Annotated in this window: 18 protein-coding genes; 12 read left to right on the top strand and 6 right to left on the bottom strand. The window is 71.9% G+C overall.

Features of this window, described 5'->3' with window-relative positions:
• The first annotated feature begins 31 nt into the window (after positions 1 to 31).
• Positions 32 to 1,024, top strand: coding sequence for a 5'-3' exonuclease (locus tag AC1DP1_RS16130; protein ID WP_457187601.1), 993 nt, complete (start codon positions 32 to 34; stop codon positions 1,022 to 1,024).
• Here AC1DP1_RS16130 and AC1DP1_RS16135 read toward each other — a convergent pair.
• Positions 1,016 to 1,306: a MerR family transcriptional regulator gene (locus tag AC1DP1_RS16135; RefSeq protein WP_477507676.1), complete on the bottom strand. Its 291-nt coding sequence runs from the start codon at positions 1,304 to 1,306 to the stop codon at positions 1,016 to 1,018. The two genes, AC1DP1_RS16130 and AC1DP1_RS16135, sit on opposite strands and share 9 nt — an antisense overlap.
• Before the next feature lie 142 nt (positions 1,307 to 1,448).
• Here AC1DP1_RS16135 and AC1DP1_RS16140 point away from each other — a divergent pair, with 142 nt between their 5' ends.
• Positions 1,449 to 1,883: an Hsp20/alpha crystallin family protein gene (locus tag AC1DP1_RS16140; protein WP_477507677.1), complete on the top strand. Its 435-nt coding sequence runs from the start codon at positions 1,449 to 1,451 to the stop codon at positions 1,881 to 1,883.
• 81 nt (positions 1,884 to 1,964) lie between these two features.
• Here the strand turns inward: AC1DP1_RS16140 and AC1DP1_RS16145 are convergent, their stop codons facing one another.
• Complete coding sequence (locus tag AC1DP1_RS16145; RefSeq protein WP_477507678.1) at positions 1,965 to 2,579, bottom strand: DUF6198 family protein; 615 nt, start codon at positions 2,577 to 2,579, stop codon at positions 1,965 to 1,967.
• A 51-nt stretch (positions 2,580 to 2,630) separates the two neighbouring features.
• Here AC1DP1_RS16145 and AC1DP1_RS16150 point away from each other — a divergent pair, with 51 nt between their 5' ends.
• From AC1DP1_RS16150 to AC1DP1_RS16195, 10 genes are all read left to right on the top strand, one after another.
• Positions 2,631 to 3,062: a protein-tyrosine phosphatase family protein gene (locus AC1DP1_RS16150; RefSeq protein WP_477507679.1), complete on the top strand. Its 432-nt coding sequence runs from the start codon at positions 2,631 to 2,633 to the stop codon at positions 3,060 to 3,062.
• 108 nt (positions 3,063 to 3,170) lie between these two features.
• On the top strand, positions 3,171 to 4,460 hold the full coding sequence (locus AC1DP1_RS16155; protein WP_477507680.1) for an endonuclease/exonuclease/phosphatase family protein: 1,290 nt from the start codon (positions 3,171 to 3,173) through the stop codon (positions 4,458 to 4,460).
• A gap of 126 nt (positions 4,461 to 4,586) precedes the next feature.
• Entirely contained in the window at positions 4,587 to 6,656 is a 2,070-nt protein-coding gene (locus tag AC1DP1_RS16160) for a PhoX family protein (RefSeq protein WP_477507681.1), read from the top strand.
• A 19-nt stretch (positions 6,657 to 6,675) separates the two neighbouring features.
• A complete protein-coding gene (locus tag AC1DP1_RS16165) occupies positions 6,676 to 7,458 on the top strand; it encodes a ceramidase domain-containing protein (protein ID WP_477507682.1) in 783 nt (260 codons plus the stop codon).
• A 191-nt stretch (positions 7,459 to 7,649) separates the two neighbouring features.
• On the top strand, positions 7,650 to 8,540 hold the full coding sequence (locus AC1DP1_RS16170; RefSeq protein WP_477507683.1) for a ferritin-like domain-containing protein: 891 nt from the start codon (positions 7,650 to 7,652) through the stop codon (positions 8,538 to 8,540).
• On the top strand, positions 8,537 to 8,713 hold the full coding sequence (locus AC1DP1_RS16175) for a hypothetical protein (RefSeq protein ID WP_457187619.1): 177 nt from the start codon (positions 8,537 to 8,539) through the stop codon (positions 8,711 to 8,713). The genes AC1DP1_RS16170 and AC1DP1_RS16175 overlap by 4 nt, the downstream gene beginning before the upstream one ends.
• Before the next feature lie 76 nt (positions 8,714 to 8,789).
• Positions 8,790 to 9,131 (top strand): twin-arginine translocase TatA/TatE family subunit, encoded by a 342-nt coding sequence (locus AC1DP1_RS16180; protein ID WP_300052201.1) that lies wholly within the window; start codon positions 8,790 to 8,792, stop codon positions 9,129 to 9,131.
• The gene (gene tatA / locus AC1DP1_RS16185) at positions 9,128 to 9,421 is read left to right on the top strand and encodes a Sec-independent protein translocase subunit TatA (RefSeq protein WP_477507684.1); all 294 of its coding nucleotides are present in this window, start codon (positions 9,128 to 9,130) and stop codon (positions 9,419 to 9,421) included. The genes AC1DP1_RS16180 and tatA overlap by 4 nt, the downstream gene beginning before the upstream one ends.
• Positions 9,422 to 9,432: 11 nt before the next feature.
• Positions 9,433 to 10,257 carry a twin-arginine translocase subunit TatC gene (tatC, locus tag AC1DP1_RS16190; RefSeq protein WP_477507685.1) on the top strand — a complete coding sequence of 275 codons (825 nt, stop codon included), beginning with the start codon at positions 9,433 to 9,435 and terminating at the stop codon, positions 10,255 to 10,257.
• Between the two features lie 61 nt (positions 10,258 to 10,318).
• Positions 10,319 to 11,524: an Nramp family divalent metal transporter gene (locus AC1DP1_RS16195; protein WP_477507692.1), complete on the top strand. Its 1,206-nt coding sequence runs from the start codon at positions 10,319 to 10,321 to the stop codon at positions 11,522 to 11,524.
• An 18-nt stretch (positions 11,525 to 11,542) separates the two neighbouring features.
• Here the strand turns inward: AC1DP1_RS16195 and AC1DP1_RS16200 are convergent, their stop codons facing one another.
• From AC1DP1_RS16200 to ctlX, 4 genes are all read right to left on the bottom strand, one after another.
• Positions 11,543 to 12,157, bottom strand: coding sequence for a hypothetical protein (locus AC1DP1_RS16200; protein ID WP_477507686.1), 615 nt, complete (start codon positions 12,155 to 12,157; stop codon positions 11,543 to 11,545).
• A gap of 56 nt (positions 12,158 to 12,213) precedes the next feature.
• Positions 12,214 to 12,903, bottom strand: a complete 690-nt coding sequence (locus AC1DP1_RS16205) for a hypothetical protein (RefSeq protein WP_477507687.1) — start codon at positions 12,901 to 12,903, stop codon at positions 12,214 to 12,216.
• Entirely contained in the window at positions 12,896 to 13,447 is a 552-nt protein-coding gene (locus AC1DP1_RS16210; protein WP_477507688.1) for an RNA polymerase sigma factor, read from the bottom strand. The genes AC1DP1_RS16205 and AC1DP1_RS16210 overlap by 8 nt, the downstream gene beginning before the upstream one ends.
• Positions 13,448 to 13,584: 137 nt before the next feature.
• On the bottom strand, positions 13,585 to 14,616 hold the full coding sequence (ctlX, locus tag AC1DP1_RS16215) for a citrulline utilization hydrolase CtlX (protein WP_477507689.1): 1,032 nt from the start codon (positions 14,614 to 14,616) through the stop codon (positions 13,585 to 13,587).
• Positions 14,617 to 14,794: the final 178 nt, after the last annotated feature.

The raw sequence follows: 14,794 nt of genomic DNA on the forward strand, positions 1-14,794 counted from the left end.
ACGAGCCTCGCCTAGGCTGTCGCCGATCGCCATGACACCGAACACCCGCACCCGCCGGCTGCTGCTCGTCGTCGACGCCCCGTCGCTGCTGCACCGCAACCACCACGCGCGGTCGCACACCGGGCTGCGCGACCGGCAGGGTCGCCCGATCTGGGCCCTGCACGGGATGCTGCGCCAGATCCTCGAGTCGATCGACTCCTTCGCCCCCGACGCCGTCGTCTTCGGCCTCGACGACCGGTCCGGGTCGATGCGCCGCGACCTCTACCCCGACTACAAGGCCGGCCGGGCGGAGAAGGACCCCGAGCTGATCGACCAGCTCGACCGCGCGGCCGCCCTGCTCGACGCGCTGGGGCTGGCCACCCTGACCCCGCCGGGCCTGGAGGCCGACGACGTCAACGCCTCGGGTGCCACCTGGGCGACGGCCAACGGCTGGGACTGCGTGATCATCACCTCCGACCGCGACGCCTTCGCCCACATCAGCCACCACACGCGGGTGCTGCGGCTCATCGACGGCGGGATCCACGGCTCGCCCACGCTCAACCCGGCGAGCCTGTTCAACATGTACGGCGTGCGCCCGGCCAACTACCTGGCCTTCGCCGCGCTGCGCGGCGACAGCAGCGACAACCTGCCCGGCGTGCAGGGCATCGGCGAGAAGACCGCCGCGATCCTGCTCGACGTCGCCGGCTCGATGGACGCCGCGTGGTCGGACATCGACCACAACGGCGGCACCGCCCTCCTCGGCGCGCTCGACGACTGGTCGGCCGAGACCGGCGGGCGTCGCGTCGGCGCCACCGTCGTACGCCGCCTCTCGGCCCCGGGTGCCCGCGAGCGCTACGAGTTCAACGTGCAGATGATGTCCGGGCGCGACGACCTCGACCTCGGCCTGACCCCCGACGTCCCCGGCTCGCGCGGGCTGCTGCCGCTCGACCTCGACCGGGTCACCCAGGTGGTCGGCTTCCTCGACAACGACTTCACCACCGACTTCGCGGTGCGGGTGCTGACCAGCCGCCCGGCGTCAGGCTGACTGCTCGTCCTGGCCCTCACCCAGCTGCGCCCGCAGCCGGTCCACCTCGTCCTCGAGCTCGAGGACACGCGCGATGCCGACGAGGTTGAGCCCCTCGGCGAGCAGGTCGCGGATGCGCTCGAGCCGGACCACGTCGTCGTCGCTGTAGAGGCGGCTGCCGCCCGACGTCCGGTCGGGCGTCAGCAGCCCGCGGCGCTCATAGACGCGGAGGTTCTGGATCTCCATCGACACCATCGAGGCGGCCACGGAGATCGCGTAGACGCCGTCGTCGCTGGCAGCCACCGAGCACCTCCTGACCCCACGAAATTCTTCACCGGACGGCTTGATCCTGCCTCATCTCGTGGGTATAACAAACCTGTATCCATCAATACAGGTCGTGGACCGCAGGGCTTGCAGGTCCACCCGGCAGATCCAGGAGGAGACGATGTTGCTTCGAACCACCGACCCGTTCCGTGACCTCGACCGGCTCACCCAGCAGCTGCTGGGCACGACCAACCGTCCCGCGGTCATGCCGATGGACGCGTGGCGCGAGGGCGACCGCTTCGTGATCGAGTTCGACCTGCCCGGCGTCAACACCGACAGCATCGACCTCGACGTCGAGCGCAACGTCCTCACCGTGCGCGCCGAGCGGGTGGCCCGCAACGGGGACTGGGAGCCGCTGGCCTCCGAGCGTCCCCGCGGCGCGTTCAGCCGTCAGCTCGTGCTGGGCGACAACCTCGACCTCGACCGCATCGAGGCGGCGTACGCCGACGGGGTGCTGCGGCTGGTCGTCCCGGTCGCGGAGAAGGCCAAGCCCCGCAAGATCGAGATCGCGCAGTCGGGCTCGGACCGCGGCGAGCACGCCCAGCTGACCGTCTGACCAGCCGACCCACCCATCCCTGGTCGCGGGGTCGCAGCCCTTGCGCAGTGTGCTGCGGTCCCGCGGCCGACCCGCCCGCACCTAGGTCGCGACGTGCTGCTCAGGATCCGCCTGCTGGTGGAGATCGAGCGACAACAACCGGGCCGCGAGGTCCACCGCGGGGCCGAGGAGCAGGATCACGGCGAGCGTGCCGACGCCCACCGTCGCGCCCAGCAGCCACCCGCCCAGCGCTCCCCCGCCCTGCACCACGCTGTAGCTCCACTTGAAGGGCACCGGCGGGTCCCACGCCAGCGCGGCCGCCTCGGCCGGCCCGGCGCCGGTGTGGCTGCCGAGGTAGAGCGCGATGCCCAGCGCCAGCACGGGGAAGGCCGCCGTCAGGAGGGCCGCCCGCCACCCCAGCGCGTCGGGCGTCGTGATCAGGTCCAGCACCACCGAGACCGTCACCCCGACCAGCACGACCTGCACCACCGTGCCGATCCCCGGGTAGACCTTCCGGAGCGCCGCCAGCGCCACCAGCACGACGCCGACGACGAGGTTGACGATCCAGAAGTCGACCCCGGTCGTGATGGCCAGACCGTTGACGAAGGTCGAGTAGCCGTCCGACCCCAGGTCGGCCGCCAGCAGCAGCGCGACACCGATGCCCAGGACGACACATCCGACGAGGAGCATGGCCGTACGCCGGGGGCTGGGGATCACGGGCGACAGCATCTCAGGCAGTCCACCTGCATCGGGCGCTACGGTCGCGCAGTGGGAGCGGGATGGGAGCCGATGACGCCGGGCCTGCTCGTGCTGCCCAGCGGGCGCACGCTCCGCGGGTGCCCGCTGGTCGACGTGGGCGACGCCGGCAGACCGGACTTCGGGCTCCACCTGGCAGCCGAGGCTCCTCCTCCGCCCAGCTGGCCGTCGCGCTGGATCCGCTGGCGGGACTTCCGGACGCCCTCCGACCCCGAGGACGCGCGGGAGGCACTCGTCGACGTCTGGCGACGGTCGTCCGAGCAACGTGTCGAGGTCGCCTGCCGCGGTGGTCGGGGTCGCACCGGGACGGCCCTCGCCTGCCTCGCGGTCATCGATGGCGTGCCCGCGCACGAGGCGGTGGCCTTCGTGCGCCGCTCCTACCACCCGGCAGCCGTGGAGACGCCGTGGCAGAGGCGGTTCGTCCAGCAGTTCGGCAGGCCCTGACGTCCCGGTGAACACCCGGCGACCCCTCGCCGAACCCGGCGGCACCGGCCTTCCGCACCAGGACGACCCCGTCGTACGTTGGCGACCCTCTCTCGGAAGGCATCACCCATGCGCTCACGGCCCACCCGCCTCGCCCTCGCCGCCGTCGCGGCCCTCGCCGTCGCCGGACTCGGCGCTCCCTCCCTGACCTCGCCCGCCGCCGCGGGCCCGGGCAAGGCGGCCATGGCCAAGCCCGCCAAGCCCGGCAAGACGACCGAGGTCCGCTTCGCCACCTTCAACGCCTCGCTCAATCGCGGCACTGCGGGCCAGCTGGTCGCGGACCTGTCGGCGCCGGGCAACGCGCAGGCGGCCGGCGCCGCGGAGACGATCCAGCGCGCCGACGCGGACGTCATCCTCGTCAACGAGTTCGACTACGCCGAGGACGGCGAGGCAGCCGAGCTGTTCCGCGACAACTACCTCGCGGTGGGCCAGAACGGCGCCGCACCGCTCGACTACCCCTACTACTACGTCGCGGAGTCCAACACCGGCATCCCGAGCGGGTTCGACCTCAACAACGACGGCGTGATCGGTGGCGGCGACGACGCCTACGGCTTCGGCCTGTTCCCGGGCCAGTACGGCCTGGTCGTCTACTCGAAGTACCCGATCGCCGTCGACGACGTCCGCACCTTCCAGCACTTCCTGTGGAAGGACATGCCGGGCGCCGTGCTACCCGACGACCCGGCCACTGCCCCGCCGGCGGACTGGTACTCCCCCGCCGAGCTGGACGTCTTCCGGTTGTCCTCGAAGTCGCACTGGGACGTGCCGATCAAGCTGCCCGGCCGCAAGCCCGTCCACTTCCTCGTCTCCCACCCGACGCCGCCCAGCTTCGACGGGACCGAGGACCGCAACGGTCGGCGCAACCACGACGAGATCCGCTTCTGGGCCGACTACGTCAGCGGCGGAAGGGCTGCGTCGTACATCTACGACGACGAGGGCGGGACGGGTGGCCTGGGCCGCGGCCAGGACTTCGTGATCGCGGGCGACCAGAACGCCGATCCGGTCGACGGGGACTCGTACGACGATGCGATCCGGCAGCTGCTCGACCACCCGCGGATCCAGGACCCGACGCCCATCTCGACGGGCGCGGTCGAGGCGACGCTGCGTGACAAGGGCATCAACCTCACGCACCAGGGCCCGGCGGAGCGCGACACCGCCGACTTCGCCGACAACGCGCCCGGCAACCTCCGGGTCGACTACGTCCTGCCCAGCGAGCGACTGGCGGTCCGCGACACCGGCGTCTACTGGCTGCCGTCCACCGACCCGCTGTTCGCCCGCCTGATCGGGGTCTTCCCCTTCCCGGTGACCGACCACCGCCTGGTGTGGCTCGACGTCAGCACCGGTCGAGCGCACGGGCACTGATCCCGCAGCCGCTTCGCCGAGGGGCCCGCGGACGTTCACCTGACGTCCACCTGCAGGCCCCTCGGGGGGCCACCCGGATGACGAGAGTCGGCCTGTCCGTCCCGACGACATCCGGAGACTCCCCCCATGCCGCTTCGCCCTCCCACGAGCCCGAGCCAGACCCCGATCCAGACCTCGATCCCGCCCCGCACGCTGCTGCCGATGGTCGGCCAGACCCACGGCAACCGCAGCGCCGTGACCTGTCACCTGCGCTGCGGTGACGCCTGCTCCGCCCCGGTGCCCAACACCACCGAGACGTCGTACTTCCGCGACGTCGCCGCCACGGTCCTGAGCCGCCGCTCCGTCGTCGGCACCGGGGTCTCCGTCGCCGCTCTCACCGCGGTCCCGATGGCTCGCGCGGCCGCCACTCCTGCCGGTCCCAAGCCGGGCAAGGGGGGTCACGGCAAGCCCGGCCACCTGCCGTTCACCCCGATCGCGCCTGTCGCCACCACGGTCGACAGCGTCACGGTCCCGGCCGGCTACCGCTGGGACCCGATCCTGCGGTGGGGCGACCCGATCCTCCCCGGGGCGCCCACCTTCGACGGCACCCGCCAGACGCCCGAGGCGCAGGCCGGACAGTTCGGCTACAACAACGACTACCTCGACATCATCGAGACCAACCGCGCCGGCACCGAGGCGCTGCTCGTGTGCAACCACGAGTACACCAACGAGGGCATCATGTTCGCGCCCGGCACCGACCCGGCGACCGTGATCCGCACGGCCTGGGCCGCGCACGGCATGTCGGTCGTCGAGCTCCGGCGCCGCCGGCGCGGCGACGTCTGGACGTACGTCCCGGGCGCACGCCTGAACCGCCGGATCACCCTCGACACCCCGTTCACCGTGGACGGTCCGGCCGCCGGGTCCGACCTGCTGAAGACGGCGGCCGACCCGACCGGTCGCACGGTCCGCGGGACGATGAACAACTGCGCCGGCGGTACGACGCCGTGGGGCACCGTGCTGTCGGGTGAGGAGAACTTCAACCAGTACTTCCGCGCCACCGGCACGGACCCCAAGGAGACCCGCTACGGCCTCTCCGCCACGCAGGACTCGCGCAACTGGCGCTCGGTCGACCCGCGTTGGGACGCCACGACTGCCGACTACCGCAACGAGCCCAACCGCTTCGGGTGGATCGTCGAGGTCGACCCGAGCGACCCGTCCTCGACGCCGGTGAAGCACACCGCGATGGGGCGCTTCAAGCACGAGGGCGCGAACGTGATCGTCAACCGCGGCGGCCACGTGGTGGCCTACATGGGTGACGACGAGCGCTTCGACTACGTCTACCGCTTCGTCTCCCGCGACACCATGCGCCCCGGCAACAGCCCGAAGGCCCGACGCCACAACCTCACGCTGCTGAGCGAGGGCGACCTGTCGGTGGCCCGCTTCACCGGCGACGGCCTCGAGGACGGCGTCAGCGACGGCTCCGGCGAGTGGATCCCGCTCACCCGCGGCGGCCAGTCGATGGTCGCCGGGTTCTCGCTGGAGGAGGTGCTGGTCTACACGCGCCTGGCCGCCGACGCCGTCCAGCCCACCAAGATGGACCGCCCGGAGGACGTCGAGCCCAACCTCCACAACGGCCGCATCTACGTCGCCTGCACCAACAACACCGACCGCGGCAAGGTCGGCAAGGAGGGCCCCACCGAGCCCAACCCGCGCCCGGCCAACAAGGACGGCCACGTCGTGGAGATGATCCCGACCGGCGGTGACCACACGGCCGACACGTTCGGGTGGAACCTGTTCCTGATCTGTGGCGACGAGGCCTCGGCCGGGCGCTACTTCGGCGGCTGGACGGGTCCGGTCTCGCCCATCTCCTGCCCCGACAACGTCGCCTTCGACAGCCTGGGCAACCTGTGGGTCTCCACGGACGGCCAGCCGAGCGCGATCAAGGTGAGCGACGGCCTGTTCAAGGTGCCCGTCGAGGGTCCCGAGCGCGGTCACGTGCAGCAGTTCCTGGCCGTGCCGTCCGGCGCCGAGACCTGCGGTCCGGTCGTCCGCGACCGCGACGACTCGGTGTTCGTCGCCGTCCAGCACCCGGGCGAGGACGGCTCGTGGGCCGCCCCGCAGTCGCGCTTCCCCGACTACGTGCCCGCCGGCGCGGCACCCGCCGCCGGGCAGTTCGCCGGCCCGCGCCCGACGGTCGTGCAGGTCACCCGCGCCTAGGTCCCCCTACGATCGACCCGTGCCGCGGCCCCTCACCACCACCGCCGGGGTCGCGGTCGGGTCGACGGCGCTGCTCGCCCTGGCGGTCGCACAGGGCTGGCTCGGCCCGGACGTCGGTCGCGGCGCCAACTTCTGCGAACGGGCGCACGACGGCGCGATCGCGCAGCCGGCCAACACGCTGTCCAACCTCGGCTTCGTCGTCGCCGGCCTCCTGATCGCCCTGCACGCCCAGCGCCGGACGGCGGCGCAGCCGGGTGTCGAGCACGTCATGTCGACCACCGTCGCCACGTTCTACGCGTGCGTCGTCGTGCTGCTCGGGCCCGGCTCCGCCGCCATGCACGCCACCCAGAGCGAGTGGGGCGGCCACCTCGACATGCTGAGCATGTACCTCGTCGCCGGCTTCGCCGCGGCCTGGGCGTGGGTGCGCTGGACCCGGCGCGGCACCGCGTCGTTCGTGGTGGCGTACGTCGTCTGCGTCGCGGCGTGCGAGCTCGTTGGGCTGTGGCCCGACCCGGTCCCCGTCGTGCACTACTCCGGCAACCTCGCCTTCGGTGTGCTGCTGGTCGTGGCCGTCGTGCTGGAGACCGCGCTGTGGCGCCGCGGCGAGACCAGCCGGGTCTTCCGCCACGGCGTCGTCGCACTGGCCTCGATGCTGGTCGCCTTCACCATCTGGCTGCTCAGCAACGCCGGGTGGTGCGACCCCGACTCGTTGATGCAGGGCCATGCTGCCTGGCACCTGCTGTGCGCCGTGTCGGCGTACTGGCTCTACCGGCTCTACGCCTCCGAGCGCACGACCCGGTAGGCAGCGCCTGCCCACCCGCGGGGGTGGTCCACGCCACATCCGGCCAATCCGTCCGCTCCACCTGCACCGAAGTCGACGGTCACACCAGCCGGGCCACGGTCCCGGCGGGCCGCCGGAGGCGCGGCGTCCTTGAACGCACAGCGACATCCCTGGATGGAGTACGCATGTTCGGCAAGGCAGTAGTCACAGACATGATCAACCGGAGCGCGGAGAACGAGGCCGACCGGCGCCTGTTCCTGAAGTCGGCCGGCATCGCCGGTCTCGGCGTGGTCGGTGCGGGTGCGCTCGGCGCGACCACCGCCGCCCCGGCGCAGGCAGCGGGGATCAGCGACGGCGCGGTGCTCAACTTCGCCCTCAACCTGGAGTACCTGGAGGCGGAGTTCTACTCCTACGCCTTCTACGGCCACGGCATCGACGACAAGCTGACGTCGGGCAAGGGCAAGAAGGGTGGCGTGATCGGCGGCAAGAAGGTCAACTTCCAGACGCCTGCCATCTACAACTACGCCAAGGAGATCGCCTGGGACGAGCTGCACCACGTGCAGTTCCTCCGCAAGGCGCTCGGCGGCGCCAAGGTCGCGCGGCCGCAGATCGACCTGCAGAACAGCTTCACCGCAGCCGCGACCGCGGCCGGCCTGATCCAGCCCGGCCAGACCTTCGACCCGTTCGCCAACGAGAACAACTTCCTTCTCGCGGCCTACCTGTTCGAGGACGTCGGCGTCACGGCCTACAAGGGCGCGGCACCGCTGATCTCCAACAAGACCTACCTGGAGGCGGCGGCCGGCATCCTCGCCGTCGAGGCCTACCACGCGGGTCTCGTCCGCTCGGCGCTCTACTCGAAGGACATGCAGGACGCGGCGCGTGCGATCTCCAACGCCCGCGACAGTCTCGACGGCAAGGGCAACCGGGACCAGCCCATCGGCACCGCGACCTCGGCCAACATCACGCCCGTTGACCGCAACGGCATCGCCTTCAGCCGGTCCGCCGGCGAGGTGCTCAACGTGGTCTACCTCAACCCGAAGTCGGTCACCAAGGGCGGCTTCTTCCCCCAGGGCGTCAACGGCGCGATCAACAAGAGCGCGTGATCGTCGTGCCGGCGACCGAGCTGCTCGGCATGTTCGTGCTCGGCCTCGTGGTGCTGCGCGCCTCATGGCTGGCCACGCACCCGTCGGTGCACCACGCCGCGATGCGGCCCGCCCACTGGTCGGCCGAGGTCGACCGCGTGCTGAGCCGCCAGCCGGCGAAGCACCGGGCCTGAGCGTTTCCCCTCCCCGGACGGTCCGGGCGCCGCATGGCGTCCGGACCGCCCCGGGGCAGCTGAGAGGACACCCCACATGTTCGGCATCGGACTTCCTGAGCTCGCCGTCATCGCCTTCTTCGGCGTGGTGCTGCTCGGGCCCGACAAGCTCCCCGGGCTGGCCAAGCAGCTGGCCCACGGGATCAAGACCGCCAAGCGGATGGGTGACTCCGTCCGTGACGACCTGCGCTCCTCGCTCGGCGACGACTACGCCGATCTCGAGCTGCGCGACCTCAACCCGCGCGAGCTCATCCGTCGTCAGGTCGAGGAAGCGCTCGCCGAGCGCGACGAGGAGGACGAGGTCGACGACGAGACCGTCGAGGAGATCGTCGACGAGGTCCTCACCCCCGCAACACCCGATGAAAGGAAGACCGCATGACTTCCACCACGACGCCCCTCCTGATCGGAGGGCTGGGCGGCACGGAGCTGCTCATCATCCTCGCCGTCCTGCTCCTGCTCTTCGGAGCCTCCAAGCTCCCCGAGCTGGCCCGCGGCTCCGGCCAGGCCCTGCGCATCTTCAAGTCCGAGACCAAGGGACTGATGGACGACGACAAGTCGGACACGAAGGACACGAACGCCGAGCCGAAGCACGTGGCCGCCCCGGCTGACGTGGCCGTCGACCCGATCATCGTCGAGACGTCCCGCGGCCAGGACGCCTCGCGCGGCTGAGAGGACCAGCAATGTCGATCGCCAGTGTCACCGACATGCTCCGTGTCGCACCCAGCCATCCCGGCTCGACCCCCGGGACGATGTCGTTGGCCGGCCACCTCCGTGAGCTGCGGGCCAGGCTGATCCGGTCCGCACTCGTCCTGGTGGTGGCGTTCGGCGTCTCGCTCCTGTTCTTCGACCCGCTCCTCGCGCTGGTCCTCGGCCCCTACAACCAGGCTCGCGACCTGGTGGGGGCGGACACCACGACCTCGGCGTACGTCGCCGGGGCCACGGGGCCGCTGATGCTCCACCTCAAGCTCTGCGGCGTCGCCGCCCTCATGGCCGCCAGCCCCTACTGGCTGTGGCAGGCCTGGGCGTTCGTCGTCCCCGGGCTGCTCGAGCGCGAACGGCGGTGGTCGCGCGTCTTCGCGCTGGTCGCCGGTCCCCTGTTCATCGGGGGCGTGGCCCTGGGTTACTACGTGCTCCCCAAGGGCCTCGGCGTGCTGATCGGCTTCACGCCCGACGGCCTCGAGAACCTGGTGGAGTTCGGCGACTACTTCTCCTTCTTCACCCGGATGCTGCTGGTGTTCGGCCTCGCCGTCGAGCTGCCGTTCTTCCTGGTGCTGCTCAACCTCGCCGGTGTCGTGACCGGCGCGCAGCTCGGGCAGCACCGGTCGATCATCATGATGGCGACCGTGGTCTTCGCGGCGGTCGCGACGCCGTCCACCGATCCGTTCTCGATGCTCATGCTGGCCGTCCCGATGATGGTGCTCTTCCTCGTCGCGGAGGTCATCACGCGCGCCGTCGACCGTCGCCGCGCCGCCCGCGCGCTCGCCCAGGTGCGGATCGGGGACTGACGTGTTCCAGACCACGAGGTACGCCGCTCCCCCGACGCGTCGCCGGAGTGCCGACGCCGAGGTGACGCCCACACGTCCCGGACGCATCTGGCCGCTCCTGGGCCCGGCGTTCGTGACCGCCGTGGCCTACGTCGACCCGGGCAACTTCGCGACCAACATCGCGGCCGGGTCGGGCTACGGCTACCTGCTGGTGTGGGTGGTCGTGGTCAGCAACATCATGGCGATGCTCATCCAGTACCTCTCCGCCAAGGCCGGCGTCGCGACGGGCCTCAGCCTCCCGGCGCTGTGCCGCGAGCACCTCCCTCGCCCGGTCGTGAAAGGGCTCTGGGGACAGGCCGAGCTGGTCGCCATCGCCACCGACCTCGCCGAGGTCGTGGGCGGCGCGCTGGCGCTCAAGCTGCTCTTCGACCTGCCGCTCCTGGTGGGCGGCACCATCACCGCGGTCGTGGCCTTCGCCCTGCTGGCGGTCAAGGGCGCCGGGCACCGGCACTTCGAGACCGTGATCATCGGCCTGCTCGGGGTGATCCTCGTCGGGTTCGTCTATGACATCGCCATCAGCGGCGTCGACGCGATGGCGGTGCTCGACGGCACCCTCCCGCGCTTCGACGGGATCGACAGCGTCGTGCTCGCCGCCGGCATGCTCGGCGCGACGGTCATGCCCCACGCGATCTACCTCCACAGCGCACTCACCAGTGAGCGGCTGCACGCCCGCACCGACGAAGCGCGGCGCACGGTCATGCGCGGCCAGCGCATCGACGTGGTGACGGCCATGACGATCGCCGGGTTGATGAACCTCTCGCTGCTCCTCGTCGCCGCCTCCGCGCTGGCGGGTCGTGGCATCGACACCATCGAGGGGGCGTACGCCGGCCTCGGCGAGACGCTGGGCACCGGCGCCGCACTGCTCTTCGCCCTCGGGCTGCTCGCCTCGGGGTTCGCCTCCAGCAGCGTCGGCACCCTGTCGGGCCAGGTCGTGATGGAGGGGTTCCTGCGACGACGGATCCCGCTGACCGTCCGGCGGCTCGTGACGTTGCTGCCGGCGGTCGTCGTCCTCGCCCTCGGCGTGGACCCGACCGCTGCGCTGGTGGCCTCGCAGGTCGTCCTGTCCTTCGGAATCCCCTTCGCACTGGTGCCGCTGGTGTGGTTCACCGCGCGCCGCGACGTGATGGGGTCGCTGGTCAACCGGCGGGTGACGACCGTGGCGGGGGTCGCGGCCGCGGGGGCGATCATCGTCCTCAACGTCGTGCTGCTCGTGCAGCTCGCCACCTGAGGCACCGGGTCGCCGGGGCTACGCCTCGGAGCTGATCAGCACCTGACGCGGCTCCTCGTCCCGGGAGCGCCGCGCGGCGACGGCGCCGACGACGAGGCCCATCAGCACGCCGGGCACCACCCAGCGCCAGCCGGCGAGCGAGAACCACGCCGTCCCGGGCTCGGCGGGAGCCGGTGCGGGCGCCGGGGCAGGGGTGGCACCGCCCGGGATCGAGACCACCTCGGGAGCGACCGAGTCGTCCAGCACCTGGGTCAACACGGCCGCGAGCTCCTCCGGCTGGTCGACCTCGGCCCACCCGCCGTCGCCCTCGGCCGAGAAGGTCGTCATGACCCACGCTGTCCCGTCGGGGGCGACGTGGACGCGGTCGAAGCGCCACGGCATCACGTCGTGGACCATCCAGGTGAGGTTGTAGTCGTCACCAGCGCCACCGGGCGCCAGCGGCTTGCCTCGTGTCTCGTCGGCGGGCAGCAGCCCCAGCAGGGCGTCGTACGCCGCATCGTCGTAGTAGAGGGCGCCGGCCGACTGGCCGGGCTGGGTGATGAGCACGCTCGTCGGTCCGCCTGCGTGGGACGCAGCCGGCAGTCCCACGGCAGCGGCAAGGGCGAGTACGGCGACGGCCAGGATCCTGCGCATGGCTCCTCCTCGGGACGGGTTGCCGGGGATACACCGCCGCGCCGGTCGGGGTTCCGTCAGTCGACGGACTCGGCGATCTGCGTCGCCTCGGCCAGGTCGAGGTCGCCCTCCAGCCGCAGGGTGAGGTCGCCGTCGAGCCACAGCAGGGTCGGGCCGGCCAGGCGGGACGGGAGGTCCCGCACCGAGCCACCGTCGGGGACCACGGTCACCCGGTGCGCCGTCGGCAGCCAGAGCGCCTCGGTCCCGGCGACGAGGACGCGCTCGGCCTGGTCGGCGGTCTTCCAGAAGATCGGCTCGACGTCGCCGCGCAGCTCGTCGAGCCGGACCGTGCCGTCCTCCGCCGTCCAGCTGAGCGACACCACCTGCCGGTCCGCCGAGACCTCCACGCCGTCGGGCGCACCGAGCTCGGCAGGAACGACGGGCGTGAAGCCGGCGAGCCGCTCCGCGCGCTCGAGGTCGGGCGTGCCCGGCGCCGGCGGCACCGTCGGCGTCTCGGTGACGGGATCACCGGACGTCACCGAGACCCCGGGCAGGCCGAGCCAGCCGCGGATCTCCGCACCCACCGGGGAAGCCACGACGCCGACGCCGAGCAGGCCGGCGACCAGGCCGGCCAGCCAGCGCCGCCACCGCCGGCGCGGACGGGTCCTGACGACGCGGTCCATCACGGCCCGCTCGAGGCCGTCCGGGACCGGCACCTGCAGGTCGGCGGCCAGTGCGGACAGCCGCTCCTCCAGTGCGTCAGGCATGGTCCACCTCCTCGATCGTCGTGGCGAGGTCGTCGCGCAGCCGCGCGAGGCCCCTGCTCAGCCGGGACTTCACCGTGCCCCGGGGCACGCCGAGCACGACGGCCGTGGCCGCCTCGTCGAGCTCGAGCAGGTAGCGGCAGGCCACCACGTGGGAGAGCTTGTCGGGCAGCCTCCCGACCGCCGCGAGCAGCCGCTCCCGGTCCTCGCGGCCGACCACCTCCGCGGACGGGTCGAGCAGGTCGGTCAGCGGTGGGCGGGCCTCCCGCGCCTCACGACCGGCACGTCGTACGGCGGAGCGGTGGGCGTTGCGGGTCTCGTTGGCGACGATCCGGAGCAGCCACGGCCGGAACGGCCGGTCCGCGTGGAACGAGCCCAGCGACCGGTACGCCTTCACCAGCGCCTCCTGCACCACGTCCTCGGCGTCGCTCCCCGCCCCCAGGAGGGCGGCTGTGCGCATCGCCACCGGGGCGTGCCGGCGCACGAGGACGGCGTACGCGTCGGTGTCCCCGGCGCGCACCCGGCCGACCAGGTCGGCGTCGTCCACGAAGTCGTGGCTGCCGTCGTCGGTGCTGATCGTCCCTCCCGTCCCTCGACCCCAAGAACTGGGCTCCAGCACCGTGTCTACACCGCCGAGACGGTCACGGTTCCGCGAAGCGCGTGGGACGGAGCGTGCGGGTCGGGTCAGGCGTTGCCGTCGACGTAGCGACCGTCGGGGGTGACCGGGTTGTCCTCGTTGATGGCCTCGACGGCCTCGGTGAGCTCGGCCTGGGCCAGCGGCGGACGGCGATCGAGGTGGATGCCGGCGATCATGCAGCGCACGGACCCGCCGGCGAGCTCGATGGTCGGGATGTCGACCGCGACGATCTCGCACGTCTCCTCGATCGCCGCCACCTGCTCGGGACGCAGGGACCGCTTCGCCCGGGCGGACATGGCCATCACGTAGCGGCGCCGCCCCTCCGGCGTACGACCGCACAGCTCGACCGCGTTGCCGGCGAACTCGCGGATCTGCTCCTCGGTCAGCTCGATGATCGTGCGGCCGGTCACCGCGAGCCGCTCGCGCACCTGCTCGCGGCGCTGCTCGTCGGGGATCATGTCGAGGGCGATCATCGCGACGTCGGTGCCGATGCAGGCGATGACGTTGGTGTGGTAGACCGGCACGTCGTCGGAGTCGACGGCGTCGAAGGCCATCGGCTCGTAGTTGAAGTCGGTGCAGAAGCGCTCGAGCACCGTGGCGTCGGCGCGGTGGCTGCGCGCGGTGTAGGCCACGCGCGAGACGTGGTCGAGCACCATCGCACCGGTGCCCTCGAGGAAGATGCCGTCCGGCTCGAGGCCCGAGTAGTCGATGATCTCCTGGACGCGGTACTCCGACTTGAGCATCTCCAGCACGTCGGCACGCCGCTCGTGGCGGCGGTTGGAGGCGTACATCGGGTAGACCGCCACGGTGCCGCCGGCGTGGGTGGAGACCCAGTTGTTGGGGAACACGCTGTCGGGGCGGGTGTGGTCGTCGTCGTCGAAGACGTGGACCCGTACGCCGACGGCGCGCAGGGCCTCGGCCAGCGAGTCCATCTCGGCCATCGCCTTGGCCGCCGTGGATTCCTCCGTCTGTCCGGCCGGGGCGTCGGCCTGGAACGCGTTGTCGGCCGCGGTCGCTGGATTGGGGACGAAGCTGGTCGCGCGGACGAGGATCACTGCAGAGGGGGCCTGGGCACTCACGGGAGGAATGTAGGGCACCCGCGCTCGGTCCTCAGAACCCGCGCGATCCACCACCGCCGCCGCCCCGCGAGCCACCGCCCCCGCCGAAGCTTCGCGACCCTCCGCCGCCGCCCCCGTGGGAGCCACCGCCCCCGCCGGAGCCGCCACCGAAACCGCCCCCGCCGGAGCTGCGCCGGCT

The sequence above is a fragment of the Nocardioides sp. P4_G10 genome, from assembly GCF_056401175.1.